Genomic DNA, 26900 nt, shown 5'->3' on the forward strand with positions numbered 1-26900 from the left:
CTTTCAAAAAAGGCAGCGCGCAAGCTGCACACTGCCTTGTTGAAATGTTTGCTTAGCCGTCGATCTTTACGGCGTTTTTTATTAAAAGAATCCAAGTTTTTGAGGCGAATAGCTGACAAGCAGATTTTTGGTTTGTTGATAATGCTCAAGCATCATTTTGTGCGTTTCGCGTCCGATACCGGACATTTTGTATCCGCCAAATGCAGCGTGAGCTGGGTAGGCGTGGTAGCAGTTCGTCCAGACGCGTCCAGCCTGAATGCCACGTCCAAAGCGGTAAGCAGTGTTGACGTCGCGCGTCCAAACACCAGCGCCAAGACCATACAATGTTTCATTGGCGATGGCGAGCGCTTCCTCTTTGTCTTTGAATGTCGTCACAGATACGACTGGTCCAAAAATTTCCTCTTGGAAAATGCGCATTTTATTGTGGCCTTTGAAAACGGTTGGTTTGACATAATATCCATTGCGTAATTCGCCTTCCAAGAAATTGCGCTCTCCCCCGATGAGCAGATCGGCTCCTTCCTGCTTTCCAATATCAATATAGGATAGGATTTTTTCTAGTTGCTCGGAAGACGCTTGAGCGCCGATCATTGTTTCGGTATCGAGCGGATTGCCTTGCTTAATTTGTTTGACTCGCTCTAACGCCCGCTCCATAAAGGTGTCATAAATGGATTCTTGAATGAGGGCGCGAGATGGGCATGTACACACTTCGCCCTGATTGAGAGCAAACATCGTAAAGCCTTCAAGCGCTTTATCAAAAAATTCATCGTCTTGTTCAGCCACATCGGCAAAGAAAATGTTTGGTGATTTGCCGCCAAGCTCAAGTGTAACTGGGATGATGTTTTGCGATGCGTATTGCATAATGAGCCGGCCCGTTGTCGTCTCGCCTGTGAATGCCACTTTGGCAATGCGAGGATTGGAGGCGAGCGGTTTTCCTGCTTCGAGCCCAAAGCCGTTGACAACGTTGACGACTCCTTTTGGTAGAAGATCTTCGATGAGTTCAATCAATACGAGGATGGATGTTGGTGTTTGTTCTGCTGGTTTTAATACGACGCAGTTTCCTGCCGCCAGTGCTGGTGCCAACTTCCATGCCGCCATTAAAATCGGGAAATTCCAAGGGATGATTTGTCCGACGACCCCAAGCGGCTCTTTAAAGTGATAAGCAACTGTATCATTGTCGATTTCTGCAAGCGATCCTTCTTGAGCGCGAATGCAGCCAGCAAAATAGCGGAAATGGTCAATGGCGAGCGGAATATCGGCCGCGAGTGTTTCGCGGACGGGTTTGCCGTTTTCCCACGTTTCGGCAACCGCCAGCATTTCCAGATTTTCTTCCATGCGGTCAGCAATTTTATTTAAGATGCGGGCCCGTTCCGTGACCGATGTGCGGCTCCACGCTTCCTTTGCTTCATGGGCCGCGTCTAAAGCCAACTCGATATCAGCTGCTTTCGAACGAGGCACCTCGCAATACGGCTGTCCAGTCACTGGAGAAATGTTTTCGAAATATTCCCCGTCGACCGGAGGCACCCATTTGCCGCCAATAAAGTTTTCATAGCGTTTTTTAAACGTGATGAGAGAACCAGGGTGTCCAGGTTGAGTATAAATCATCCAAATTCCCCCTTTGTTTCTCTTATATGCGCTTACAAAGGAAGCGCATACAAAATATAGTGAAATTTCTCCCCAGGAAAATCATAGCATTATATGGGGAGGTTGTCAAAATAAAACGATGAATCTACACCCGATAACGATTATACTCACGGGTTTTGTAGAATATGACATAAAAGATGTGAACGACTCCCACTTCGCTAACGAGACAGGAATCTTTCGTTTTCATTTATTTCGTAAATATACTTCAAAAATGGGTTTAATTTAATATTCCCTTTATGTATCCATGCTTTGAAAAGGATCATGAACGCTTGAAAGAGGCCGTATCCTAAAATGGCACCAGAGAAATTGAATAGGACATCGTTCATATCGACGTATTTAAAAGTAAATCCAACGATTAATGCGATGATTAATTGTAAGCATTCCAGACAAATTCCTAATAAAACTCCCAATAACGCGATCCGTTTGCAATTAACCTTTGCAATAAAAGGAATACCAAATCCAAAAGGGATCGTTAATAAAATGTTGAGAAGCGATGTTTTCATATCTTCTTTATGGAGGTTAAACGGTATAAAATTAGCATCTCTCCATACATTTTGCCCGATTTCCTTTTTCATTTCAGGATCTAAAATAATCGGAAATTGAGTATAGTTTAATACATTGCATAGGTAAATGTAGAATAGGGAAAAGAAAATAAGGTAAAGATTCGTTTTTTTAAATTTCCATTTAAGTAATACAATAAGAAATCCCCATAATAAGACGGCTCCTATCAGAATCGATCCGTCAAAATCAATTAACATAGCTCATGGCTCCCCTCTAAAATGAACTAGGGAGTCTAAAAAAATAGACATCCCCAGTTTAATCGTTTAATTGAAGACTGTTCCACTATCTTTGCATACAACATATAAAAAAGACTGACACACGGTCAGCCTTTCTAATAGGTCAGTTCCAGCCCCTCCAAAAGAAGCGTCGCATATGCGCCGCTCAAATGATGGAAGGCTTCCAGCATGTCTTTTGGATCAACGGTGAAAAAGTTTTTCATAATCTCTTGGTTTTGCTCATGGATAAAGCTGAAAATAAAATCAGTTTTGATGCGATTGGCCACTAAAATAGCGCAATATGACCGTTCAAGCTGCATTTTGCGCTCGTGCTCCTCCAGCTGTAAGAAATGGGAAGCATATCGGTCAATAAGAGTCGGAAGCTGGTCTTGAATGCGGGCCTGCGCTTCTTCCATCATCGCTTCAACAGCAGCCGTCGTCGGAAACGCTTGATTGGTTAAAATCGTTTGCAAAACATTTTGCAGTGCATAGGTCGATTCTGTCGCAAAAGCCACATTTCCAAGCAGCAGTTGCATATATTCCTCTTCATGTCCAGCGTCAATTCTCATTTTCATAATCACTTCAAGCACATCGGAGTGGATTTTTTCTTTCGTCCAGCTGCCGATAAGCTGCTGCATCAACGCAGATAACACTTGTGATAGTTCTTCTTTTGTTACTTCCATCCATGGGTCCCTGCCTTGTTCTTGTATATAGTGATGTACATCTAGCATGCCATTGTTGGCAATGGAAAGTCAATAGAGAGCCTGGTGAGGAGGAAAAATTTTGCCGGAATGATAAAAATTATTTTTAAATTTGTAATTTTTTGTATAATAGAGATGGAGGTGGTCATAATGGATGAGATTTCTTTGTTTAAAAATCGAACATACGTACTAAATTTGGATGATTATCAATATAGGGGGAACTTGGAGTGAAAAGATACTATGAAATCGTGGAAGATACGCAAGCACTTGAGCCGTTCTACAATGAGTACGGCCAATTATGCACCATTGTCCATGAAACCAATGCGACGTATATAGTAGAAAAGTCGCCGTTAAAAATTGTCGAGCATAGCTGCACCTACTATGGATGCGGCTACGAAGGACGATTGGAGGCAGCGAAGCTTATTTTAGGACTCAAGCAAATGGTTCCCATTTGTGTTTGTACTTCTTTGCGATTATATATGATCCCCACTTGCTCCCCGGAAAGCGATAAATGCTTTTGGCTCGCTCTGCGCCATATTCACGGTATTGAGCGGTACAAGCAGAAGCAGGCAAAGGTTATTCTCTCCAAAGGATCATCTCTGATTCTTGATGTGCATCGCGATACACTTGAAGCGAGGCGGGCCAAAGCGACTTTGCTGTTTTTCACGCTTGAGACGCGTTGCGGCATTTATAAAATCATCGAACAAAAATTCCCATTGTGGCGGTTTTTTTAAGGCGTCCGCCGAGAGGACTTCGGTTTCCAAGTGCGGCGCAGACCGGGGCGACTTCTGACGATCTCGTACATCAAGTCCAAGTTTCGGCGTATAATGAAAGGGATATCGAAAATGGGGGAGGGGGAAGACGAATATGAAGCCATTGCGGCTAAGAGGACATCATTTATTATGCGTCCATGGATTCCGCGGCATGGGATACAGCCCGTCGTTTGTGGAAAAAATGAAAGAGATTGTGAAGGAAATCCGCAATGAAGAAAAAGATTTCCCGATTCAAGTGGTGGTGGCGCTCGATGAAGCGTGCTCCGCCTGTCCGCATCATGGAGAGTCGACATGCCAAGCTTCTCCTCGTTCCAATGACCATGTGGTCGCGATGGATCGAAGAGTGATCAAGCATTTAGGGCTTGAAGAAAATAAGATTTATTGGAAATCAGAGCTTTTGCAGCGGACCGCTGCCAGCGTGCGTCCAGACGATTTAGATCACTTATGCGCCAATTGCTCATGGCTTCCGTATGGCGTATGCAAAGAGGGCATTGCCAACGTACGCGCGGGAAATATTCAACAAAAATGAATGAATTATCAGAAATTAATGCTTCTCCTTCGGAAAAAATGTGGTATGATAACAAAATATAAATAATCTTTAAACAGAGAGGGTTATGGAAGATGAAAGTAGCAAAATTCGGGGGAAGCTCTGTGGCGAGCGCCGAGCAGTTCCGCAAGGTGGCAGGCATTATCCAATCCGATCAGCAACGGCGCATCATCGTTGTATCAGCCCCAGGAAAGCGGTATAAAGCCGATACAAAGGTGACCGACTTACTGATTCGCTTGGCGGAAGCCGTTATGAGAGGAAACGAATACGACAGCTTGATTGAAGCCGTTGTCGAGAGATATGCGGATATCGCTAGGGGCTTGGAGCTGCAAGCATCGGAGGTTATAGAGCAAATGAAAGCCGACTTGCAGCAAAAAATCGCTGCCTATCATGATGACCATCTCCGTTTGCTTGATGCGCTCAAGGCGAGCGGCGAAGACCATAATGCCCGATTAATGGCCTTTTACTTGCGGAGCCTTGGCATGGAAGCGCGTTATGTAAGTCCGCGTGAAGCCGGCATTTTTGTAACGGATGAGCCCGGCAATGCCCAAATTCTGCAGGATTCCTATGAAAAGCTGAGCAAGCTGAAGCAATGCTCAAATATTGTCGTGATCCCCGGATTTTTCGGCTATTCATTAACAGGACATATTGTCACGTTCCCGCGCGGCGGTTCAGATATTACTGGTTCGATCGTAGCCGCTGGAGCCGGCGCCGATGTGTATGAAAACTTTACAGATGTGGACTCCATTTATTGTGTCAATCCGTCGATGGTCGAAAATCCACGGCAATTGCGGGAAATTACCTATCGTGAAATGCGAGAGCTATCTTATTCGGGATTTTCGGTATTTCATGATGAAGCGCTCGAGCCGGTATATAAAGCAGGAATTCCGGTATGCGTCAAAAACACCAACAACCCGGAGGCCCCCGGAACTTGGATTGTCGCCAAGCGGGATCACCGGAATGTGCCAGTTGCCGGCATCGCCAGTGATACAGGTTTTTGCAGCGTTAACGTAAGCAAATATTTAATGAACCGCGAAATCGGATTTGGCCGGAAGCTGCTGCAAATTCTAGAGGACGAAGGCATCTCGTACGAACACGCGCCATCTGGAATTGATAACATGTCGGTCATTTTGCGTGCCAATCAGCTGCAGGGAGAAAAAGAGCAGCGGATTATGGATCGGATTCAAACGGAGCTAAAGGTTGATGAGATTCATATTGAATATGGCTTGGCGCTCATTATGGTGGTCGGAGAGGGAATGGAGCGCGCTGTCGGGGTCGCAGCCAAAGCGACAGCGGCGTTTGCCCAAGCGCAGATTAATATTGAAATGATTAACCAAGGCTCTTCTGAAGTAAGCATGATGTTTGGCGTGAAGGAAGAAGCGGTAAATAAAGCTGTCCGTGCCCTGTACGACGCATATTTTGCGCCCGTATATGCACAAAAAGAATAGACGAAAGACAAAACCATCCATCTCTTTCTAGTTTTTTGAAGATGGATGGTTTTTATTATGGTTCACGAATGCGAGAGCCCTGCCGAGAATCATAACCAGCATGGCATCCGCTTTGTCCGGGCATTTTCAAAATGGCCTTCCTCTTTCCTCTAGCTGTTGCGCTTGTGACTTATGTAGCTGACATGTCCATTCAATCAGGAGTTCATATAAGGGAGCGGCGAAGACGTGCTGCCGGTAAATGCCCTCCTTTTCTAAATCCACTTCTCACAAACAAAGAAGCTTTTTCATGTTTGAAAAAATAAAAGATAGTAAATACATAAGAGTATGCATAATGGAAAATAATACTATCGTATGAATTTTTTTAAGGGAGGAACAAGCGTTGAAAAAGCTTCTTTGGGTCATCGTTTTCTGCTTTTTTATTGGTATAGACGGATTTGGACAGCCAGCTGCAGCGCAAGTAAACGAGAAAGAAGTACAATCGTACATAAGCAGCTTTGGATGGACGATGAATGATTTACAACAGTATTTAAGTGATTATGACAAGACGCTGGCGGATTTTGCGACGGTGGATGAACTGAAGCAATGGCTCGGAACGCCGATTACGGAGGAGCAATTAAATGAATTGCTTGTGCGCCATAAACTAACAAAAGAGGAGCTAGAAGCATTGCTCGGTCAATTCGGGGAGACGTTGCAGGATTATACGTTTATTGAGGATTTGGATGCGGCGGTTCATTTTTATTTGCATCATGATGCGGCGATGCAGCAAATCAATGATATGCTCTCTGCGATCGGATTTACTGAACAAGAGGCGAACCGCTTGTTTGACCATATCATGGCGCTTGATGAAAAAGCTCTGGCCGAGAAAATGAAAAAGCTGGACGCGAGAATGGAGCGGTTTCTCAATATAGAGGATCCGACGAAGCTGAAGAAGCAACAAAAAGAGGAGCTGCTCTCTATTTGGGAGGACATGCTGGCAACGTTAGAAATCCATCCTGTATTTTATTTAGTGAATGGTCAAAAGGAAGAAATATCCTATCAGAAGCTGCTGGATATGAACACGCTGGGAGGCCGCGATTTGCTTGTTGAGCTTCGCAACTCTCAAGGAGAGATCTTGGCGGATATGCAGCTGTCTGAAGAAATGCTCAAATCAGGGTATATCCTTCATGCCGGGGAAAACCTGATTCACGCTGGCGAAATCGGCGGTGAAATGAAAGCGAAAATGCAGGGCGAAAAAATGCCGAATACGGCCTCCCCATATATGGAGAATATGCTGCTTGGTCTGATGATGATTCTGCTTGGAGCCGTGATGTATTGGCGGAAGCGGGAGAGAACGGTGAAATAAGATGAGAAAAGCGAGGTATAGGAAATATGTAGCCATTGGCTGGATGATAGCGGGAAGCATGGTGGCCGCATGGAATGGCTATGCGTATTGGGAAGGATACCGTGCCGTTCAGCCCACCGCTACAGAGCCTAAACCCATCTCTAAGCCCGTCATCTCATCTGTCGAGACAAAGACAGGTCAGCCGGAGCCGAAACTGGATGAGCACATGGGGACCTTGTTTATTCCTAAGCTTCATATTTCGATCCCCATTTATCATGGAGCGACAGAACAGCAGCTTCGCAAAGGGGTCGGGCATTATCCAAAAAGCGCTTTACCTGGCGAAGAAGGCAATGTCGTGCTATCCGGCCACCGCGACACGGTATTTCGCCGCTTAGGAAGCGTGGGAAAGAATGACGAATTGATTGTCCAAACGAAAGCTGGCGAGTTTATTTATCGGGTGAAAAAGGTGCGCATTGTTTCGGAAAACGACCGTACGGTGCTTGTGGAGAAGCCGCGGCCGACGCTAACGGTAACGACTTGCTATCCCTTTGATTTTATCGGAAATGCCAAACAGCGGTATGTTCTTGTGGCGGATTTCATTTCGCCATCAGCCAGCCGAAAAGAGCAACAAAAAAAGGGCTAGAATCATCTAGCCCTTTGTTGCTTGATCCACTTTTACAGGTTCGCGCCACTTCATGCCGCGGCGCTCATGAAGCTCATGCTTAAATTCCTTCAGCAGCGCTTCACCCTGCAATCCTTTTTCAACAAGCCCGGCAAGCACAATCTCTGCCAAATCTGTTCGATTACGGATCATAAGTCCTTCCATGAGCACGCTAATATGCTCCTTCATCGATGTAACAGAATGAATGGTTGCAAGCATATAAGCTGGATCATTGCCGGTGTGGGAAATGGTCACTTCGAGGCGAACTTCATCTTGAGAACGTTGGAGTTTTGCGAATAGTGGTTCATATTGTTTATCTATATATGTTTCAACGAGCCATCGGTTTCTGCCATCTTCCTTATTGATGATGAGCCCGTCAATGAGCGGAATTTGCTGGCGATGTAGATGATCGTCAATGACCTGAACCCCCACAAGCTTGAAGGTTTTCATTTTATCACCTCGTCAATGTTGTCTCAAACAAGATTATAACACAATCATATTGGAAAAAGAAAATGAACAAACGGGATTGATCAACAAGCTTCACATGAAAAAAGATAAAAAAATGAAAAAAATTGAATTTTTTTGTCGTTTTTTGCATCATTAGAAAATAGTCTTATCGATATTTTGTGAAAAAGTAAATAAAAAAATTCAAAAGTCGCTATTTTACGGATCAAACTGCCATGATTTATGCTAGAAATGCGGCCAATATATAATGATAGAAGGGAGGAATGGAATGATTAATCAGGTCGTGTTAGTCGGCCGTTTGACGAAAGATCCAGAGCTTCGCTATACGGCAGATGGGGCAGCGATGGCGAATGTGACGCTGGCCGTAAGCCGCAGCTTCCGCAATACGGACGGTGAAATTGATACAGATTTTATTCATTGCAAGCTATGGCGAAAAATAGCGGAGAACACGGCTCATTATTGCCGCAAAGGTTCGATTATTGGCGTCATGGGCCGCATTCAAACACGAAATTACGAAAATCAAGCGGGAAAACGTGTATATGTGACCGAGATTATTGCCGAGTCTGTTCGTTTTATGGGTGGCAAGGCCGCCGTATGGAGCACGCAAGAGTAATCCCGTCTAAAAATGGATCCTCTTATTTTCCCCATAAACAGAAAGATGATGTCCTCATCTAATGGTTTTCCTCGATTCGTCCCCTCACATATTGGCCAGCCGCATATGGTTGGCCCTTTTTCCATCATGAGAGCTGCCTCTTATTAGGAGATTGTCGTTCAAACAAAATTTGTTCGATAGAGGCCATCTTAACTTTCAGCAAGCAAATGGAGGCCTGTCAATCAAACTCATCTGAAGGATAGATAGTCCCATTATATTTGGTCCGTTTACGTTTTATGAATGAAGCTGTACAAGGGATTTCGAAAAAAACCTGCTGACTGAAAGATTTTTAAGGAAAGGAGAATGTTCGTGAATCTTTATCTAGCTGATATTGCCGTGCATGAAAAAAAGCAAAGCAAGCGCTGTGAGCCCTCGTGCCGCGTGTTTATTCGAGAAATCCATAGCGCCTGGTCTTTGCCGTTTCATTCAAGGCCGGCCCATCGTTTTTCTTATTCGCTCTCGCTGTTAAAGAGGGAGACGAACACGACCGCGGAGCTTTGCCACGGACAATGGCTGCGCGTGATTCAGTGCCAAGAAAATGCGCGTGTGCATCTTCTGTTCAAATCGGTCGATCATCGCTATATGTTCGCCGTTGCCCTTCATTTAAAAACAAGAACAGTTTCCGTTGTGTCCTACGAATGGAGCGACGTGCAGCGAAAGCATGTCCGTCTCTGTGCTCATGAGCTTCTTGCGATCGAACGCCAGCTAATTTTTCAGATTCTACAAACCTTTTATATTTACCGAAAGCAGCAAATATCGTATTTGGCGATGTTCCGGCCGGAGCCGAGGCAGCCGTCGGGCTGATGGAGCTATCCTTTGATCCTATCAGACGAGCCCGGCATGCTGGCTGCTTCTCTATTTTCTTTTGCTGCATATCTTATCCATATACTATATCATATTTCATGCCCCCGTTGTTCGTGTGGATGAATGAACGATATCCATGCGGCGCAAAAATGAAATCGATCATCTGAGGCTGCTGTTTGTATGCCGGCTGTGTTGCTGGCGGCTGGCTATTTTTTTCGCCATTTGCTCACGCAGTTTTTCCCAAGCCGTTTGCTTGCTTGCTTCCTTTGTTTTCTTTCTCCTTGTGTTTTTCATGATCGTTCCGCTCCTTTATGAACCATGGCTGGCAAAATCAATAGCTCCCGTAGTTCTTCATTAGAAAGCTCGGTGATCCATGCTTCGCTTTGGATAATTTCGTTATTCAGCGCTTGCTTGCGCTCAATCATTTCATCGATTTTTTCTTCTAGCGTGCCAACCGTAATCAGTTTGTGAACATGAACAAACCGCTTTTGGCCAATGCGGTAAGCGCGGTCTGTCGCTTGATTTTCGACAGCGGGATTCCACCAACGGTCGAAGTGGATCACGTGGTTGGCCGCGGTTAAGTTTAATCCGATGCCTCCAGCCTTTAAGGATAAAATGAACATATGAAAGGCACCTTGTTGAAATTGCTCAATCATGCGGTCGCGTTCCGCTTTCGGGACGCTGCCGTTTAAAAAGAGCGTTTGTTCGTGAAAATGGGAAGAGATCAACTGTTGAATCATCCTCCCCATTTCGATATATTGCGTAAAAATTAAGCAGCTTTCTCCGCGCTCACGGATTTGCTCGATAAGCTCCAGCAATTTTTCCAATTTGCGGGAGCGTGCTAAAAGGTTGGCCGGATTGGCTTCTTTTAAATACAGGGCCGGGTGGTTGCATAGCTGTTTCAGATGGTTTAGCATTTGCAAAATAAGGCCGCGCCGTTCAAATCGGTCTGCTTTTTCGATGTCGGCCAGCGTCTGCTGAACAAGCTCTTCATAAAGAGACGCCTGTTCGGCCGTCAACGGGCAATATTCTTTTTGTTCAAGCTTATCAGGAAGGTCAAGAGCGATCGCTTCATCGGTTTTCGTACGCCGCAATAAAAACGGGCGGATCAAATTTTGCAGCACCGCCACTTTTTGGGCATCCCGTTCCTTTTCAATAGGGATGGCAAAGCGGCGTTGAAATTGCTTTTGGCTGCCTAAATAACCGGGATTGATAAAATGAAAAATGCTCCACAGCTCGCTTAGCCTGTTTTCCATCGGCGTGCCGGAAAGGGCGATTTTATGACGGCCGATGAATGTTCGAATTGCGCGTGCTTGTTTCGTATCGGCGTTCTTAATGTTTTGGGCCTCATCTAAACAGATGGTGTCCCATTCAATGGATTTTAGCTCGTCGCTGTCAAGATGAGCCAAGCTGTACGAGGTGAGGACGAGATCGGCCCGCTTGACCGCGGCAACGAACGCTTCTTTCTTTGCGCGGTTTGAGCCATGATGAATATAGATGTTTAAAGACGGGGCAAACCGCTCGCATTCTTTTTGCCAATTACCGATCACGCTCGTTGGGCAAATGAGCAGAGACGGCTGTTGATTGGCCTCATGCTTCTGCACGTATGTCCAGTAAGCGAGCATTTGCACCGTTTTACCAAGCCCCATATCGTCTGCCAGACAAGCGCCAAGACGAAAGCGGCGCAAAAAGAGCAGCCAGTCGACACCACGCTGCTGGTATGGCCGCAGTGTTCCTTTAAATGAATGAGGAATGGAAACCGATGGAATACGGTCAATGTTTGTCAGCTTGCTTACAAGCGTTTGAAAACTGCGATTTAGCTCAATGGCAAACCGACGGAGCTCGCCGGTCTCTTCGGATGTTTCACTTTGTGTTTGTTGTACGAAGGCTTCCTGTAGAATGTCGCGAATGGCCACACCTTCTTCTCGCGCTTTTTTCATTAAAGACTGTACGTGTTGAATCAGCTTAGGATCAAGCTGAATCCAACGTCCGTGCACTTGCATGAGGCGACGCTTTTGCGCGACAAGCTGGTCGAACTCCTCTTCACTAAGCTCCACACCGTTTGTGGCAATTTTCCAATCAAAATCGACAAGTGCATCCAGTCCTAATAGTGACGGATTGGATGATGGAGAAGACTTCACTTTTGCTTTTAACGTGAGGCGTGTCTGTTTGACCGCTTCCCACCAAGAAGGCAATAAAATGCGCACGCCGGCTTCTACGAGCTGTTCGCTTGCCTCCGATAAAAAGCGCCATGCTTGTTCATCATCCAAATCAACCAAAAGCCCGCCGTTTTCATCGGCAAGCCATGGTACGATTTTCAGCCAGAGACGATGGGCGCGCTGAATGGCTTGTTCGTGTTCCCGCCATCCATTGGGCCACTCCATGGACTTGTGCCAGACGAGCGCTTCCGTTTCATCATGAGCAACGAGCACCGTTTCTAGAGACCAATGGGAGAAATCCTCCATCGGCTCGGTAAGGCGCAGCGCTACCATAAACGGAGGACGCTGGCCATTCCAGCCAATTTCATACAGCCAGTCGTCTTCATTGGTGAGCCAATAGGGGATATGGCTGGTAGTGAGCGGATAAGTGCGAACAATTTCCTCCCATGTTTCGTTTAGCTCGCGGTCGCGTCTGATCCACTCATTGATCGCAAGCGAACGCCATTTTATTAAAAAGCGATCTTCATCAGCTCCATCCTTCCGTTTCCAACCGAATCCGCCTTTTTTCCATGCGGAAAAATCGGGCATGAGGCGCATTTCGCAAATATCGTCCATCATTTCTTGCGCCCACTGTCGCCAAGTAGACAAGCTTTCGCTCCACTCAAGCGGAGCCAGCTCATTTTCAGGGGAAAGTGCAAAAAAAGTAGCCGCTTCCCATGGAGAAAGCAAAACGCCTTCCTCATGGCCTATTTTGGCACTCGACAAAAGCGTGCCGTAAAAGCTTTCCTCATGCCAGGAAAAAGCGATCGTTTGCCAAAGATTCAAAGGGACGTTGCTGTAGAGGAAAAAAGCTTCTTCCTCATCAAGCCATCGTCCCATAAGTGTAATGGTCTTAATCATTCAGCAACTTTCCTTTCTGCATTTCTTCATAAAACGCTCGCATCCGCTTCGTTTCGGCCAACAATCGCTCACGGTATTCGAGCCATGTATGATATTTGCCCAATGACCGGTAATAGGAGCGCAGCTTTTTTAAATATTTAACGGCGCGTTTATAAGCTTGGCGATTTTTCATTTGAATCATTTTTTGTACGCCGTGATGGTAAAGCGGCAGCAATAATGAACGATCGCTCTTTTCGATCTCGGCCAAAAACGAGCGGTGGATATCTTCAATTTCCATATGGGCGATGAGATGCAAATCGACCCATTTTTTATATTGGCCGCTTGCCATGAGAAAATAGCTGTAATCATAGGCGCTATATGGAAGCAGCTTTTGCAGCATCCTCTCGTAGTAGGTTCCATCTCCAGTAGTCTCTGTATAGTGTTCCAATAGATGGAGCACTTCTCTGATAATTTGCGTTCTATTATGATGAGAGATGGTCTCGAGCGAAGCGACAGCATCTAGGCACAGCGGCCACCACGCCTTCATCCGCGTCCACTGTCGAGTATGGGAAAGCTCCCGAAGCCAAAACAGCAAATACGAAACAACCGGCATATCAGACTGTTTGAGAAACGCGAATGCTTCTCCATCATGACGGCGCAAAAAGGCGAGATGGGCTAAAGCGATCAGGCTTTCCTTCTTTGAAGAGGGATGCTCTAGCTTCGGCTGCAGCTTCTCTCGCTCATGCTCCGTAGACAATCCGCCTTGAACGAGCATGTTCCATACGGTTTGATACACGCGAATGCGCAAGTCCGGCAAATTTGGACCGGTAAATAAGAGAGAATGCACATATTCTTGAGTTTCTTTCAGCAGTGTGGAATAGGCTGCTGGTATGGACATGCTGGCAAGAGATGCGCATTTATTGTGAATGACGCTTACGAAGTCAGAAGCGGCTGCTTCCCAATAGGAGCGATGGTAGGAATATCGCTGAAACCGTTCGCTATATTCGATCAGCTGCTCAAAGGTAAACAGTGCAGCGTGAAGATGATAAAGCTGTTTTTCAACGGACAAATCAGGAGCTTTATCGAGCAGTGATGGAAAAAAACGGTCGCATAAATGATGGGCGAACCAATAGTCAATCATGCGATAATGAGTTAAAAAGCGGTGATAAGCCTGTTCAAATTGTTCCCGCCAACTGCTCGATGAACCTGACGGCTTTCCGCTTTGGCTGGCTTTGGCCAGCTTAATCGATGGTTGTCTTTGAGTCCACGTTCGGACCAGTTCTCCGACGGGGCCGACATTTGCGTATAAATAAAAAAAGAGCGCCAATCTGTGCGAGCATATAGGAGCTGCTCCGCATTCGCAGCGGCCTTGTGAAAGATCAGTAAAATGAAGCGTTAATTGGTGTACCTTTTCGTCTAATACGTGAGCGTGCACCGTTTGAGAATCGAGTAAATGAGCGTTATAGACGAAGCCTTCTCGATAAAGCTTCAATCCTTTTTTTAAATCGGCTTCGTGCAAAGGAAAGGCTATTTCTCGTTGGAGCTGGCGGGCCGTTTCCTCCAGCGCCGCTTTCGACAGACTTGTTTGCAGCAACTGTTCTCATCCTTTCCCGAATCGTTTCTATTCTTTCATTCTAATTGCTTTTCTCGTCATTTATACAAGAATTATAACAAAAGTCTCCTTCAATAAAAAAGAAAGTTTCGTTATACTAGAACTAGCGCCAGTCGAAAAAAAGAATTCAAGTGCTGGATTCCTTTTTTCGACATGGCGAACGGTTAAAGGAGGGAGAGCAGAATGCAATGGAAGGCGCGGCACGTCATCATGACATCGGCATTTGCTTCAGCGCTGTTTATGCTGCCTACAGAAGGTAAAGCGGCGCAGTTGAAAATCGGCATGAGCGACGCGAAAGTCAAAGAAGTGCAGCAGCTGTTAAAAGCGGCGGGTTTTTTCACGTATCCAACGGCAACTGGCTATTATGGAACGATCACGGAGACGGCGGTAAAAAATTTCCAATCCTCTGTTAAGCTTCCAGTCACAGGGGTGGTCGACGATCAAACGTATGCAAAATTAAAGACCGCATCCAGCCCGCAGCCTGCATTAAAGCAAGGGGCTTCTGGTGAAGCGGTTAAAACGCTGCAACAGCAATTAAAAACGCTCGGCTTGTTTACCTACTCAGAAATTACAGGATATTACGGAACGATCACGGCCGACGCGGTGAAAAAATTCCAAAAGCAAGCAGGGCTTCCCGCGACAGGAGCGGCGGACAATGCGACGCTTACCAAGCTGAAGGACGCGGCAAATGCAAAGACAAAGACGTCGACGTCCTCTGTTAATAAGGCGACGATCTACTTAACGATTGGATCAAGCGGCGATTTGGTGAAGGAAGTGCAGACGAAGCTGAAGCAGCTCGGTCACTTCACTTATCCGGAAATTACAAGCTATTATGGAACGATCACAGCCGATGCGGTGAAAAAATTCCAAAAGCAAGCGGGCCTTTCTGCGACAGGGACGGTGGACAATACGACGCTTACCAAGCTGAGGGAAGCGGTGCAGCCGAAGGAGACCGCGCCATCGGGCGGCAATCAGGCGACTGTCTACTTAACAATTGGGTCCAGCGGCGATTTAGTGAAGGAAGTGCAGACGAAGCTGAAGCAGCTCGGTCACTTCACTTATCCGGAAATTACAAGCTATTATGGAACGATCACGGCTGACGCGGTGAAAAAATTCCAAAAGCAAGCGGGCCTTTCTGCGACAGGGACGGTGGACAATGCGACGCTCACCAAGCTGAGGGAAGCGGCGCAGCCGAAGGAGACCGCGCCATCGGGCGGCAATCAGGCGACCATCTACATAACGATTGGGTCCAGCGGCGATTTGGTGAAGGAAGTGCAGACGAAGCTAAACCAGCTTGGTCTTGTCACCTCTGCGCAAATTACCGGCTATTACGGAATGATTACAGCTGATGCAGTGAGGCAATTTCAGCAAAATGCCGGCTTAAAAGTGACAGGGATTGTTGATGATACGACTTATCAACGGCTCAAGGCCCAAAATTCGGTACAGAAGGTCGATCCGATTGAGCTGGTAGCGGATGCCGCTTTATTGTTGGGCAAGCCATATGTATGGGGAGGACAAACCCCGGAGCAAGGCTTTGATTGCAGCGGGCTTATTTATTACTTATTCCAGCAGCAAGGCGTCAAGGTGCCGCGAACGGTCGCTACGATGTGGAACGCGGGCACTAGTGTTTCCTCTCCTTCCATTGGCGATATGGTCTTTTTCAAAACGGAAGGCAATACGGTTTCCCACGTGGGAATCTATATCGGCAACAATCAATTTCTTCATAGCGGCAGCTCTACCGGAGTAACGATCAGCTCATTTAGCAATTCTTATTGGAGCTCTTGCTATGTGGGAGCGAAGCGGTATTGGTAATCCGACCAGTTGAAATTGGGAATGGACGGGCTTGAAAATGGTTGGCAGACAAGGAAGGCAGTGGAGCGCGGGATGAAAGCTTTTGTCAACCGTTTAGAGCGGCTGATCGCATCAGCCGCTCCTTTGCTGCTTCACTTCCAAATGGGTTTTTAATGCATTCGACACGGCCAACCGCTCTTTTTCAGAAATAAGCACATAAAAAATGCCATTTATTTTTGTTCCGGTTCCTTGTAAATGGAGCTGCTCCATATGCTGGCGTGCCTCTTTGTACTTCTCTTGAATATCCCTCATCTGTGCGAGTGTTAAATTCGTTTTGACATGCTTGGCAATAGCCGCCAGCATATCGTCGTAATAGACGAATGAAGAAAGGCTGGCTCCTTTTTGAATCACGGCTTCAATGATTTGTTTTTGTCGATCCTCACGACCAAAATCGCCGCGGGGATCATCATAGCGCATGCGGGCATACTTCAACGCTTTATCTCCATTAAGAGCCACTTCTCCCTTTGGAAATGTCACGCCGTCATATGTAAAGGCAAAGGGATTATCTACAGTGACTCCGCCGACGGCATCCACGATATCTTTAAAACTTTCCATATTGACTTTCATATAATAATCAATAGGAATATCAAGAAACTTTTCAACGGTAGCGATGGTCATATTGACGCCGCCGAATGCGTAAGAATGGTTTATTTTATCCATTTTCCCTTTTCCGACCATTTCGACTCTCGTATCGCGCGGGATGCTGAGCAGCTTAATGGATTTTTCATTTGGATTGACGGTCAAAACGATAAGCGAATCCGCTCGGCCACGGTCGCCCTTGCGCTCATCTACGCCAATCAATAAAAAAGAAATCGGGGTTTGCCTTTTTAATGACACAGGCTTTGTGCGTTTTTTGGGAGCGATTGGCGTAACGGGTTCATAAATTTGTTGTGCCGTATGTTTGACGTTGGAATAAATAGAATAAGCATATGCGCCAATACCAGCGAGGGCGAGAACCATTGTTATTCCGATCACCCATAGCCATTTTCGCTGTTTCGTTTTCATGTGTATCTCCTTTGTTCGACGTCATGTCTCTATTTTGGAAAGAAGCAAGGGTTATGGACGTATTTTCCTTGGCAAAGATTGAGTAAAAATCAACTTTTCATTGCCGAACGCACATGTTAGAATAGGAACAGACTTTTTATAGCCATCAATATTGTAGGTGAAAATATGAAGCAAAAATTAAAAGTGATGACCATTTTTGGGACGCGGCCAGAAGCGATCAAAATGGCGCCTCTTGTATTAGCATTAGAAAAACATGACCAACATATACAATCAATTGTGACCGTAACGGCACAACATCGTCAAATGCTTGATCAAGTATTGGACGTGTTCCGAATTACGCCAGACCACGATTTGAATATTATGAAGGACCGCCAGACGCTCGCCGATATTACCGTCCGGGCGCTTTCTGGATTGGATCAAGTCATGAAGGAAGTCAAGCCGGATTTAGTGCTTGTGCATGGCGATACAACCACTACGTTTGTCGCAAGCCTTGCGGCGTTTTATAATCAAATTGCCGTAGGGCATGTGGAGGCGGGACTGCGGACATGGAACAAATATTCACCGTTTCCAGAAGAAATGAACCGCCAGCTGACAGGAGTCATGGCTGATCTTCATTTTGCCCCGACCCAACAGGCGCATGACAATTTAGTGAGCGAAAATAAAAAACGCGATTCCATTTTTATTACAGGCAATACCGCCATTGATGCGCTGAAAACAACGGTGAGCAACGATTACGACCACCCTGTGCTGAAGCGGATGAATGGAAGCCGGATGATTTTGCTGACGGCCCACCGCCGGGAAAACTTAGGAGAGCCGATGCGAAATATGTTCCGCGCGATTAAACGGTTAGTGCAAGAGCATGATGATATTCAAGTCGTCTATCCTGTTCATTTAAATCCTGCCGTCCGGGAAGTGGCGAACGAGATTCTCGGCCAAGATGACCGCATTCATTTGATTGAACCTTTAGGCGTCGTCGATTTTCATAATTTTGCGGCACGCTCGTTCTTGATTTTAACCGACTCCGGAGGGGTGCAGGAGGAAGCACCGTCTCTTGGAGTGCCTGTGCTTGTGCTTCGCGATACGACCGAGCGCCCGGAAGGAATCGCAGCTGGAACGTTAAAGCTGGCCGGCACAAGCGAGGAAACGATTTATCAAATGGCGTTTGAGCTGCTGAACGATCCAGCGGCCTATGAACGGATGGCCAAAGCGGCCAATCCTTATGGAGATGGAAAAGCGTCCGAACGGATTGTCCAAGCGATTCTTTATCATTTCGGAAGAACGAATCAGCCTCCACAGCCGTTCAGCTGTTAAGCCAGCCATTCCCGCATCCGTGTCGAGTGAGACCATGGTGCGGGGATATTTTTCGTTGTTTATGTACAAAGTAATAAACAAATTCGTCATTCATTGGCAAGCAACGATCGAAAGAGGCCGTTGCCGCTTGGAAATCATTTCGATTGGTAAGGCTATATATACAATCATGTGACAGCACAAAAAATTTTGGAGGTTTTTTCTTTATGCTAAAAAATCTTCCTCATGGAACAAAAATTAGCATTTCCCGTTCCATTGCTTTCGTTTTTGAAAAATATATGAATCAAATTCAGTGGCAGGAAGAACAGTTTGATCCGGCCGTCTTTATGCAGCACTGGCGGCAATATATTGAAAAACAAGCCGCTTGGTTCCATTCATTAGATGAAGAAATAAAGCAAAGCCCGTCCTTTCATCAAGAATTAGCCGCGAAAATTAATGAAATCATGGAAAAAGTCCTATCAGAAAAGCCGACTGAAGAGCAGTTGCAAACCATCGAGCAGTTGACAAAAGAGCTGCAAATAGAGGATATTCCCGTTTCTTGCAAGGCGGAAGCCAACTACTATATTGAACAGCTTCAAGAAAAGAAAAAGCAGCGCGTGTAACAAGGGAATGCTTTAGAGCACCTATTTCTTCACGTCACAGTCAGGACTAGGAACGATGAGGAGCCATCTATTTTTAGTCCACTCGATTTTGGCAGGAGCATTTAGATATCGCAGTGTCAGTCAAAGGATGAACTGGCAAGCCGCCCAACGCATATGCTATAGCTATAATGGCTGTAGCTTTTTTTTGTGGAAAATGATAGATAGCGGATTTTTCATTTTCTTGTGACCTTTGTTTCAGAGAGGGTTTTTAAAAGTAAAATAATGGATGGGGTATGCGGCTGACATGTATTTGCTTTCTTTTCCCCTTTGGTTATTATAGAATGAGGGATATGAGATGATGTCATCGTAGGAGGAACATAGTGTGAAAATCACTGTTACAGGTACAGGATATGTAGGCCTTGTTACGGGGGTTTGTCTTGCAGAAATCGGACATGATGTGATTTGTTATGATATTGATGAGCCGAAAGTGCAAATGATGAAACAAGGAATCTCGCCGATATACGAACCTGGTTTAGACGAATTAATGAGAAAAAACATGGAGCAAGGTCGGCTCTTTTTTACAGCTGATGAAGAAATGGCGTATGGACAAGCCGATATCATTTATATTGCTGTTGGCACGCCAGAAAAAGAGGATGGCTCCGCTGATTTGACCTATGTGGAAGAAGCGGCGTTGGCTATTAGCCGTTATGTTCGCAAACGAGCGATTGTTGTCATCAAAAGCACCGTTCCGGTCGGTACGAATGATCGCATTCAAAGGATGATTCATGAACATAAAGCGGAGGAAGCGGATATTACCGTTGTTTCCAACCCGGAATTTTTGCGGGAAGGCTCCGCCATTTACGACATGTTTCACGGCGACCGCATTGTCATAGGCGCCAATGATCCCGAAGCTGCAACCGTGATCGCGGATATTAACAAACCGTTCGGCATCCCTATTATTCATACCGATATTCGCAGTGCGGAAATGATTAAATATGCCGCCAACGCATTTTTGGCGACGAAAATCAGCTTCATTAATGAAATCGCCAATATTTGCGAAAAGGTTGGCGCCAATATTGATGATGTTGCTTATGGAATTGGGCAGGATCACCGGATCGGGCCGCATTTTCTAAAAGCCGGCATCGGCTACGGAGGCTCATGCTTTCCAAAAGATACAAAAGCGCTTGTGCAGCTGGCGGGAAATCTCCAGTATCAGTTTGACCTGCTTGAAGCGGTCATTCACGTCAATAATAAACAGCAGTTATTATTATATACAAAAGCGAAAGAATTATTCGGTTCACTCGCAGGAAAAAAAGTAGCGGTTCTTGGGCTTTCCTTTAAGCCTAACACAGATGACATTCGCGAGGCTGCCTCGCTTGTTTTCATCCATCAATTGCTTGGCGATCAAGCACAAGTCACTGTGTATGATCCGATTGCAATGGAAAAAGCTAAAGCTATACTTGGAGATCAAGTGGTTTATGCGTCATCTGCTGCTGAGGCGCTGTGCGGCCAAGAAATTGCCTTTATTGCAACCGAGTGGGAGGAAATCAAAGCGCTGCCGTTTTCACTGTATGTGGAACAAATGAAGGAACCAGTCATTTTTGATGGCCGGAACTGTTACGATATCAAAGAAGCGGAAAGATTTCCGCTCACCTACATCTCGATCGGAAGAAGGCCGATTGTGCAGGCTCCTTCTATGGAGGGCAGCAGAGGATAGGCCAACGCCGCAAATGTTTAAAATTCGTTACAAATATATAATCGCAGTTTGTTTTTTGTTATAATAAAGTTTGATTGTAAAAAAGGTACTTCAGTAAAGGAGAAAGACTTCGTATGAGCAAAAAAATTTGTGTCATTGGATTAGGATATATTGGACTTCCAACAGCCGTCATGTTTGCCAATCATGGCTTGCAGGTACATGGTGTTGATATTAACGAAAAAGCAGTCAGCATGATTCAGAAAAAACAATTGCATATTGAAGAAAATGGATTGCAAGAGCGTCTTAATCAAGCGATAGACAGCGGAAAATTGACGGTTTCGACAACACCGGAAGAAGCCGATGTATTCATCATTGCCGTTCCTTCTCCGATTAATCCAGATAAAACAGCGAATTTAGATTATGTTCGCGCTGCTACTCAGTCGATCGTTCCTTATGTCCGCCCCGGAAATTTGGTCGTGCTGGAATCAACGGTACCGCCGCGCACGGTAGAGGATGTCATGCTGCCGATTTTACGAGAAACGGGTTTGGAAATCGGCACAGAGCTTTATGTTTCCCATTCCCCTGAACGCGTCATTCCAGGGAGAATTTTTGAGGAATTAACCAATAACGACCGCATTATCGGCGGCATCAATGAAGAATCAAGCCGTTTAACAGCTGAATTATACAAAACATTCGTAAAAGGAACGATCCATTTAACCGATGCGACAACGGCCGAAATGGTCAAGGTCATGGAAAATACGTATCGTGATGTCAACATTGCTTTTGCCAATGAACTAGCGAAAATCAGCGAAAAAATTGGCATTGATGTGTGGGAGGCGATTCGCTTAGCCAATTTTCATCCGCGCGTCAATATCCATTTTCCAGGGCCCGGCGTTGGCGGCCATTGCATCGCAGTCGATCCCTGGTTCCTAGTAGAATTGCAGCCGGAATTAGCGAAAATGATTCACCTTTCCCGTCAGACGAACGACAGCATGCCAGAATACACCGCTTTGAAAATTAAGCAAATTTTAAACGAAAAAGGAATTAAGCATGGCCGAGTGGCAGTGTTCGGATTGGCGTTCAAAGGAAATGTGGACGATATGCGCGAAAGTCCATCGCTGGAGGTTATCCATCATTTAGAGAAGCTGGGAATCGACTACACAGCGTATGACCCGCATATTAAGGAGAATCAGTTAAGCCAGCAGACGCAGGAGCTGGAACAAGCGGTGGCGCATGCCGATATGATCGTTATTTTAACAGACCATCAAGAGTTTAAATATTTGCAGCCTGAGCAAGTAGGCGCTCACATGCGCACGTCCATTATTTTTGATACAAAACATTGTATCGAGCGCAGCCTCTGGGAGGAAAACGGATTTGACGTGCATGTGCTCGGAGATGCCAAACACCGCTCCAAGTATGAAAAGCATACCTTTTCTAATTAGGTGATTACAATATGAAAGAAAAGTTTTTAGGGATTGATGTTTGTACAGATACGTATGATCAGCTGGCTGCGAAGCTGTTAGAGGATATAAACCATAACCGCAAGTCTTTTATTGTGGCGATTAATCCGGAAAAAATTATGAAGGCGCAAGAAGACATGGAGCTTCGCGACCTTTTGAATAAGGCGACCTATCAAATTCCCGATGGCATTGGTGTGATTTTAGCCTCGATGATGAAAGGAGGGAAAATCCGCTCCCGTGTCACAGGCATTGATATGATGATGCGCCTTTGTAAAGAAGCCGCCCTCCATGGGAAAAAGGTCTTTTTATATGGCGCCAAACCTGGGGTGGCTGATGAGGCGAAGAAAAAGCTGGAGGAGCGGTTTCCTGGCATTCAAATTGTCGGCACGATGCACGGATACGAAAAGGACGAAAATGTGATTGTCAACGCGATTAATGCGTCCAATCCAGATATTTTATTTGTAGCGTTGGGGAGTCCGGCGCAGGAATACTGGATTGTGAAGCATATGGATTCGCTCGCCCCTAAAGTGTACCAAGGGGTGGGCGGATCGTTTGATGTCGTATCGGGCCGTTTGAAAAGGGCTCCGTTACTGTTCCAAAAATTAGGGATGGAATGGTTCTATCGTCTGGTGAAGGAGCCTTGGCGTTGGAAACGACAGCTTGTCCTTCCGAAATTTCTAATTAAAGCCATTAGAGAGTAGAAGGGATTGTATGTCAAAGTTACGAGTAGCGAGCATCTTGTTTTTACTGTCTACGTTTTTTTTGAAATTTTCGAGCATGCTGCGCGATATCGCCATCGCTCATTTATTCGGCGATTCCTATGTCGTCGACGCGTATATTGCTGCCATGACGATCCCTAATGCCATTATTTTGTTTATGTTGACAGGAATGAAGGATGCCTTTTTGCCTAGTTATTATAAATATGAAAAGCTAGGAAAAGGCTTTTCTCATTTAACGAATGTCGTCAAAGGGACCTTTTGGATTTCTTCGGTGATCGCTGTATGCGGAGCGGTTCTTTCACCGCTCCTTATTCGCTGGCTTTACCCAAGCTTTACAGGACATGGGGCGGAGATTGCCGTTTGGACAGCTGTCATTTACTTTCTATCGGTAGCGCTTGTCGGTGTGAACGCGGTCTATGAAGGCTATTTTGATTCACAAAAGAAGTTTTCGTTTTCAACATTTTCACAAACGATTGTCGTATTATGCACGATTGGTGGAGCCATTTTATTGTATCGGCAAATGGGGATTTATTCCGTTCCGTTTGGCTATTTTGTCGGCACCGTGCTTTCGTTCATCATCAAATTGGTGTACTTAAGGCCGCGCCGTTTTTTAATGTGGAGTCAGCCGGCGGATTGGCGGGAAATCTTGTCCTTCTATAAGGTATTTTTGCCGATCGGTCTGACGATTGCTGTCGGCCAGATTAATTTATTTATCGACACGCTATTTTCCGCAAGACTTGGAGAAGGGGTTGTTTCTAACTTAAACTATGCGTTCCGGCTTGTGAATATTCCACAGGCGATTTTTGGCGTGACCATTGCCACGCTCGTCTTCCCATTGCTTGCGGAAGCGAAAGTAAAAGAGGACATGCAGCTGTTTCGAACGGGAATTGAAAAAGGGCTGAACTATATGTTTTTGCTGCTTGCTCCGACCATTGCTGGAATGATTGTGCTGATGAGGGAATTGGTGCAGGTCGTCTATGAACGGGGAGCATTTACCGCCGCTGCGACCGCCCAGACAAGCGAATATGCGATCTTTTTCACGGGATCGGTGCTGTTTTATAGCATCCAAGCCGTCATTGCCAAAGGATTTTATACGCTTGAAAAGGGCCATTACATCCTGCGGGCCGGCGTGGTATCCATCATCGCCAATGCGATTTTTAACGCGATTTTATCGAATGTGATCGGAGCGGTCGGATTGGCTTTATCGACCTCTCTGGTCGGATTTGTGTATTCTGCCATTACGTTTACGACTTTGTACAAGCTAGCCGGAGGGTTTAGCCTGAGCGTCATTGGCAAAGAATACGCGAAGATCACGATAAGTACGCTTGTGATGTGCGCGGTTCTTCTCTTTGTTAAGCATGGCCTCCATGCGGATCACCTTTCCGTTGTTCCGTATTTAGTCATCATGATTATACTTGGAGCGGCCATTTATTTTCTGGCAGCTTGGCTCTTCCGAGTGGAATCATTTAAGGAAATTGTAGCGAAAGGGAGGATTAAACAAGTTTCTGATTCGTAGAAACTGAATTCGTTATGAAGCGTTTAGGAATATTGCAGAATTGGAATAACAAGATTGACACGTTTTCTCCTTATTTTTTCTTTCCGTTTATCTTAATCTTGTATTTTTTTGTTAGTTTATTTGATTTTGGGAAAATAGAGTATTTTGAAGTGAAAAAAAATGTTCTATGGCCCATTTTAGTCGGACTGGCGTCTTATTTAGCCGCCGTCTATTTCGTGCAGAGGCGAAACTGGTCGTTCCCTTCCTTCGGCTTGAAATTTCTGCGGGGAAAAACGACTTACTTCTTGTATGTGCTCGGATTGATCGGGCTTGTCAGCTATATGATTATGTTGTTTACCGGCCAAGTGGGGATCGCTGATGAGTCGGTCCGCCGCCACTTAGATCCGAAGCTGAACTTTTTAAGCTCTTTCTTATGGTTCGCGGTGTTGTTTTTAATTTGTGACCGCGTTGTCAAAGAAAAAGAACTGACGCGCAGACGAAAGCAGATTTATGTGTTCGTGCTGTTTTTGATTCTTTGTCTATTGGTGCTGATGGGGTATCGCACACCGATTGCGATCATTTGCTTTACATGTTTAATCGTTATCCACTATACGATCAAACGAATTAAGATCTCTTGGCTGCTGGCTTTTTTATTTGTCGTCGGGCTTGCCTTGTCGCTTTTCGGCTTTTTCCGCATGGTGACAGAAGATCAGACGAAGCAATTTAATACGCATGAAGGGCCGGATGTGGAATTAAGCGAGAAAGAAATGAACCGCGATTTAATGCTTGTCCGCAAGATCAATGAAACGCCTAAGTGGGTGCGCGGATTAACGGAAGCCAGCGTCACCGGGAAAATTGTATTAAGCAAATTAATGGAATATACAGATGAGCATGGCTATTTATACGGCAAGCTCCATAAAGGCATTTTCTCGACCATTTTGCCGGGAGAGCAGCTGTCTCCGCGCATGGAAATTACGGAAATGGTCAATTCGATTACAGTGGAAACAGGAAAATATGTCACCCGTCCTGGGCGCACCACGACGCCGACCTTGCTTGGACAGTTTTATGTGGAAGGCGGTTATATCGCGATTATCATCGGATTTGCGCTATATGGAATCATTTTATCCATGCTGTACAATCAAATGAAGCAGTCTGGATTTAAGTCGTATTCCATTATTCCGTATGCGTTCATCACGACGATTTTTATGATTTCCATTCATACAGGCTTGCTTGATTTAGTGTTTTTACTAATGATTGGCTATGCGCTTGTGTCCGGTGGAATCGAAAGAAAACAAAACATTTGAAAAAACAATTGTTATATAAAACTACCGATGGTAAAATATACTTGAAAGAAATATATTATTTCCTTCTGTAGCAATATAATGCAAGGACCTCGGTTGGTAGCCTCAGAAAAAAAACCACCTGCTTTTTAGGTGGTTTTTTTCTGCGTTTATTGGCCGGAAGGAACGATGACCTTCCATGCGCGGAAATCCGGATTTTCCTTGACGACAAGCGCCTTAGGAAAAATAAAGGTCCACGGCTTGCTTGTATTGGCTTTTACTTCAAACTCTTGGAGCGTAAACGCTCCTTGGGCGACAAGATCTCCTGCCGCATCCTCCACTTGCAATGGCAGCTGCTGGATTCGGATGTTTTTATCGCTGCCGTTGCGAATGAGCAGCGTTGCATGGATATCACCGTTTTCAGCCTGTTGAATTTGCAGACCCATGAAATTGATCTCTCCCGGCTTTGGCGGTTGAATCGACTGGACGAGCGTTCGCAGTTTTTCTTTATCCTCATCAGCCAAGCTTTTCTCCCAGCTCTCCGATAAATCGAGAGAGTGGGCGGTTGGTTTGCGCAGCTCGAAGGCGATTTTCCAGTCGACCGCCGGCAGTTCGGCTACCCGCAGCGTCTCGCGCTCGAAAAAGAATTTCCAAGGCCGGCTGCTATGCGGCGGCAGCTCGCCCAGCTCCGCGAGCGGAAAGGTTTTGCGCGCCAGCATTTCCCCGTTCGGTCCGATCAAGAGCAGCGTAGTGTCGGAAAAGGAGATGGCTTTTGCCAAGCTGCTGCGCACAAACGCGGTAACGACATATCCTTTTTCCGTCTGCTTTAATTCAATGCCGGACAGGGAAATCTGGTTTTCCTTGAGCGGCTGCTGTTCATTGTTTAAAAATTGATAATAATAGCGCTCTTCGGCACTGATTGACCAAGATGGATGAATGGAAAGCTGCGGATGAATGTCTTGGTCGGCCGAGGAGGTTTCGTCGGTGTCGAACAGCTCGCTGGAATCGACGACCGTATCTAATCCGTCTTGTTTAGATTTTCCCTTTCGAAAAAATGACAGCATGT

The 26900-nt window shown here is 45.7% G+C and carries 24 protein-coding genes; 15 read left to right on the top strand and 9 right to left on the bottom strand.

Annotation, left to right across the window (positions count from 1 at the left end):
• Positions 1 to 81: 81 nt before the first annotated feature.
• The 3 genes from adh to B6A27_RS08615 form a co-directional block, all read right to left on the bottom strand.
• On the bottom strand, positions 82 to 1602 hold the full coding sequence (adh, locus tag B6A27_RS08605; protein WP_080861585.1) for an aldehyde dehydrogenase: 1521 nt from the start codon (positions 1600 to 1602) through the stop codon (positions 82 to 84).
• A gap of 197 nt (positions 1603 to 1799) precedes the next feature.
• Complete coding sequence (locus tag B6A27_RS08610) at positions 1800 to 2399, bottom strand: VanZ family protein (protein ID WP_080861589.1); 600 nt, start codon at positions 2397 to 2399, stop codon at positions 1800 to 1802.
• A 134-nt stretch (positions 2400 to 2533) separates the two neighbouring features.
• On the bottom strand, positions 2534 to 3100 hold the full coding sequence (locus tag B6A27_RS08615; protein ID WP_080861592.1) for a hypothetical protein: 567 nt from the start codon (positions 3098 to 3100) through the stop codon (positions 2534 to 2536).
• 245 nt (positions 3101 to 3345) lie between these two features.
• Here B6A27_RS08615 and B6A27_RS08620 point away from each other — a divergent pair, with 245 nt between their 5' ends.
• From B6A27_RS08620 to B6A27_RS08640, 5 genes are all read left to right on the top strand, one after another.
• Positions 3346 to 3852 (top strand): competence protein ComK, encoded by a 507-nt coding sequence (locus B6A27_RS08620; protein ID WP_080861596.1) that lies wholly within the window; start codon positions 3346 to 3348, stop codon positions 3850 to 3852.
• Between the two features lie 133 nt (positions 3853 to 3985).
• Positions 3986 to 4420: a DUF1284 domain-containing protein gene (locus tag B6A27_RS08625; RefSeq protein WP_080861599.1), complete on the top strand. Its 435-nt coding sequence runs from the start codon at positions 3986 to 3988 to the stop codon at positions 4418 to 4420.
• Positions 4421 to 4512: 92 nt separating this feature from the next.
• On the top strand, positions 4513 to 5886 hold the full coding sequence (locus tag B6A27_RS08630; RefSeq protein WP_080861603.1) for an aspartate kinase: 1374 nt from the start codon (positions 4513 to 4515) through the stop codon (positions 5884 to 5886).
• Positions 5887 to 6265: 379 nt separating this feature from the next.
• Positions 6266 to 7228, top strand: a complete 963-nt coding sequence (locus B6A27_RS08635; protein WP_052660930.1) for a processed acidic surface protein — start codon at positions 6266 to 6268, stop codon at positions 7226 to 7228.
• A gap of 1 nt (position 7229) precedes the next feature.
• A complete protein-coding gene (locus B6A27_RS08640) occupies positions 7230 to 7850 on the top strand; it encodes a class D sortase (RefSeq protein ID WP_139788103.1) in 621 nt (206 codons plus the stop codon).
• A gap of 6 nt (positions 7851 to 7856) precedes the next feature.
• Here B6A27_RS08640 and B6A27_RS08645 read toward each other — a convergent pair whose 3' ends face one another.
• Positions 7857 to 8318 (bottom strand): YwpF-like family protein, encoded by a 462-nt coding sequence (locus B6A27_RS08645; protein WP_044742424.1) that lies wholly within the window; start codon positions 8316 to 8318, stop codon positions 7857 to 7859.
• A gap of 283 nt (positions 8319 to 8601) precedes the next feature.
• Here B6A27_RS08645 and ssb point away from each other — a divergent pair, with 283 nt between their 5' ends.
• On the top strand, positions 8602 to 8946 hold the full coding sequence (gene ssb / locus B6A27_RS08650) for a single-stranded DNA-binding protein (RefSeq protein ID WP_080861607.1): 345 nt from the start codon (positions 8602 to 8604) through the stop codon (positions 8944 to 8946).
• 348 nt (positions 8947 to 9294) lie between these two features.
• A complete protein-coding gene (locus B6A27_RS08655) occupies positions 9295 to 9789 on the top strand; it encodes a hypothetical protein (protein ID WP_080861611.1) in 495 nt (164 codons plus the stop codon).
• Positions 9790 to 9948: 159 nt separating this feature from the next.
• Here the strand turns inward: B6A27_RS08655 and B6A27_RS19225 are convergent, their stop codons facing one another.
• The 3 genes from B6A27_RS19225 to B6A27_RS08665 are packed head-to-tail and all read right to left on the bottom strand — an operon-like array spanning position 9949 to position 14421.
• Positions 9949 to 10083, bottom strand: coding sequence for a hypothetical protein (locus B6A27_RS19225; RefSeq protein ID WP_255375086.1), 135 nt, complete (start codon positions 10081 to 10083; stop codon positions 9949 to 9951).
• Positions 10080 to 12848: a DEAD/DEAH box helicase gene (locus tag B6A27_RS08660; protein ID WP_080861621.1), complete on the bottom strand. Its 2769-nt coding sequence runs from the start codon at positions 12846 to 12848 to the stop codon at positions 10080 to 10082. The genes B6A27_RS19225 and B6A27_RS08660 overlap by 4 nt, the downstream gene beginning before the upstream one ends.
• Complete coding sequence (locus B6A27_RS08665; RefSeq protein WP_080861622.1) at positions 12841 to 14421, bottom strand: hypothetical protein; 1581 nt, start codon at positions 14419 to 14421, stop codon at positions 12841 to 12843. The genes B6A27_RS08660 and B6A27_RS08665 overlap by 8 nt, the downstream gene beginning before the upstream one ends.
• A gap of 201 nt (positions 14422 to 14622) precedes the next feature.
• Between B6A27_RS08665 and B6A27_RS08670 the strand changes: the two genes are divergently transcribed.
• Entirely contained in the window at positions 14623 to 16251 is a 1629-nt protein-coding gene (locus B6A27_RS08670) for a C40 family peptidase (protein WP_080861625.1), read from the top strand.
• 111 nt (positions 16252 to 16362) lie between these two features.
• On the opposite strand, the gene tagU is transcribed toward B6A27_RS08670, so the two are convergent.
• Positions 16363 to 17295 carry a polyisoprenyl-teichoic acid--peptidoglycan teichoic acid transferase TagU gene (tagU, locus tag B6A27_RS08675; RefSeq protein ID WP_080861628.1) on the bottom strand — a complete coding sequence of 311 codons (933 nt, stop codon included), beginning with the start codon at positions 17293 to 17295 and terminating at the stop codon, positions 16363 to 16365.
• A gap of 165 nt (positions 17296 to 17460) precedes the next feature.
• Here tagU and wecB point away from each other — a divergent pair, with 165 nt between their 5' ends.
• The 7 genes from wecB (at position 17461) to B6A27_RS08710 (ending at position 25858) form a co-directional block, all read left to right on the top strand.
• Complete coding sequence (wecB, locus tag B6A27_RS08680) at positions 17461 to 18606, top strand: non-hydrolyzing UDP-N-acetylglucosamine 2-epimerase (RefSeq protein WP_080861632.1); 1146 nt, start codon at positions 17461 to 17463, stop codon at positions 18604 to 18606.
• Positions 18607 to 18809: 203 nt separating this feature from the next.
• Positions 18810 to 19205, top strand: coding sequence for a hypothetical protein (locus B6A27_RS08685; protein WP_044742431.1), 396 nt, complete (start codon positions 18810 to 18812; stop codon positions 19203 to 19205).
• 361 nt (positions 19206 to 19566) lie between these two features.
• Positions 19567 to 20901, top strand: a complete 1335-nt coding sequence (locus B6A27_RS08690) for a UDP-glucose dehydrogenase family protein (RefSeq protein ID WP_080861636.1) — start codon at positions 19567 to 19569, stop codon at positions 20899 to 20901.
• A 113-nt stretch (positions 20902 to 21014) separates the two neighbouring features.
• On the top strand, positions 21015 to 22322 hold the full coding sequence (locus tag B6A27_RS08695; protein WP_080861641.1) for a nucleotide sugar dehydrogenase: 1308 nt from the start codon (positions 21015 to 21017) through the stop codon (positions 22320 to 22322).
• Positions 22323 to 22333: 11 nt separating this feature from the next.
• A complete protein-coding gene (locus B6A27_RS08700) occupies positions 22334 to 23041 on the top strand; it encodes a WecB/TagA/CpsF family glycosyltransferase (RefSeq protein ID WP_080861645.1) in 708 nt (235 codons plus the stop codon).
• Positions 23042 to 23051: 10 nt separating this feature from the next.
• A complete protein-coding gene (gene murJ / locus B6A27_RS08705; RefSeq protein ID WP_080861650.1) occupies positions 23052 to 24575 on the top strand; it encodes a murein biosynthesis integral membrane protein MurJ in 1524 nt (507 codons plus the stop codon).
• A 14-nt stretch (positions 24576 to 24589) separates the two neighbouring features.
• Positions 24590 to 25858 carry an oligosaccharide repeat unit polymerase gene (locus B6A27_RS08710; protein ID WP_080861654.1) on the top strand — a complete coding sequence of 423 codons (1269 nt, stop codon included), beginning with the start codon at positions 24590 to 24592 and terminating at the stop codon, positions 25856 to 25858.
• 146 nt (positions 25859 to 26004) lie between these two features.
• Here the strand turns inward: B6A27_RS08710 and B6A27_RS08715 are convergent, their stop codons facing one another.
• Positions 26005 to 26898 carry an accessory Sec system S-layer assembly protein gene (locus B6A27_RS08715; protein ID WP_044742437.1) on the bottom strand — a complete coding sequence of 298 codons (894 nt, stop codon included), beginning with the start codon at positions 26896 to 26898 and terminating at the stop codon, positions 26005 to 26007.
• Between the last annotated feature and the right edge of the window lie 2 nt (positions 26899 to 26900).

It is taken from the genome of Anoxybacillus sp. UARK-01, assembly GCF_002075365.1.
GTDB lineage: Bacteria > Bacillota > Bacilli > Bacillales > Anoxybacillaceae > Anoxybacteroides > Anoxybacteroides rupiense.

Excerpts from the sequence above, each read along its gene's own strand:
- adh (WP_080861585.1), bottom strand. The coding sequence starts at position 1,602 with ATGATTTATACTCAACCTGGACACCCTGGTTCTCTCATCACGTTTAAA.
- B6A27_RS08610 (WP_080861589.1), bottom strand. The coding sequence starts at position 2,399 with ATGTTAATTGATTTTGACGGATCGATTCTGATAGGAGCCGTCTTATTA.
- B6A27_RS08615 (WP_080861592.1), bottom strand. The coding sequence starts at position 3,100 with ATGGAAGTAACAAAAGAAGAACTATCACAAGTGTTATCTGCGTTGATG.
- B6A27_RS08625 (WP_080861599.1), top strand. The coding sequence starts at position 3,986 with ATGAAGCCATTGCGGCTAAGAGGACATCATTTATTATGCGTCCATGGA.
- B6A27_RS08630 (WP_080861603.1), top strand. The coding sequence starts at position 4,513 with ATGAAAGTAGCAAAATTCGGGGGAAGCTCTGTGGCGAGCGCCGAGCAG.
- B6A27_RS08640 (WP_139788103.1), top strand. The coding sequence starts at position 7,230 with ATGAGAAAAGCGAGGTATAGGAAATATGTAGCCATTGGCTGGATGATA.
- B6A27_RS08645 (WP_044742424.1), bottom strand. The coding sequence starts at position 8,318 with ATGAAAACCTTCAAGCTTGTGGGGGTTCAGGTCATTGACGATCATCTA.
- ssb (WP_080861607.1), top strand. The coding sequence starts at position 8,602 with ATGATTAATCAGGTCGTGTTAGTCGGCCGTTTGACGAAAGATCCAGAG.
- B6A27_RS19225 (WP_255375086.1), bottom strand. The coding sequence starts at position 10,083 with ATGAAAAACACAAGGAGAAAGAAAACAAAGGAAGCAAGCAAGCAAACG.
- B6A27_RS08660 (WP_080861621.1), bottom strand. The coding sequence starts at position 12,848 with ATGATTAAGACCATTACACTTATGGGACGATGGCTTGATGAGGAAGAA.
- B6A27_RS08670 (WP_080861625.1), top strand. The coding sequence starts at position 14,623 with ATGCAATGGAAGGCGCGGCACGTCATCATGACATCGGCATTTGCTTCA.
- tagU (WP_080861628.1), bottom strand. The coding sequence starts at position 17,295 with ATGAAAACGAAACAGCGAAAATGGCTATGGGTGATCGGAATAACAATG.
- wecB (WP_080861632.1), top strand. The coding sequence starts at position 17,461 with ATGAAGCAAAAATTAAAAGTGATGACCATTTTTGGGACGCGGCCAGAA.
- B6A27_RS08685 (WP_044742431.1), top strand. The coding sequence starts at position 18,810 with ATGCTAAAAAATCTTCCTCATGGAACAAAAATTAGCATTTCCCGTTCC.
- B6A27_RS08695 (WP_080861641.1), top strand. The coding sequence starts at position 21,015 with ATGAGCAAAAAAATTTGTGTCATTGGATTAGGATATATTGGACTTCCA.
- B6A27_RS08700 (WP_080861645.1), top strand. The coding sequence starts at position 22,334 with ATGAAAGAAAAGTTTTTAGGGATTGATGTTTGTACAGATACGTATGAT.
- murJ (WP_080861650.1), top strand. The coding sequence starts at position 23,052 with ATGTCAAAGTTACGAGTAGCGAGCATCTTGTTTTTACTGTCTACGTTT.
- B6A27_RS08710 (WP_080861654.1), top strand. The coding sequence starts at position 24,590 with ATGAAGCGTTTAGGAATATTGCAGAATTGGAATAACAAGATTGACACG.
- B6A27_RS08715 (WP_044742437.1), bottom strand. The coding sequence starts at position 26,898 with ATGCTGTCATTTTTTCGAAAGGGAAAATCTAAACAAGACGGATTAGAT.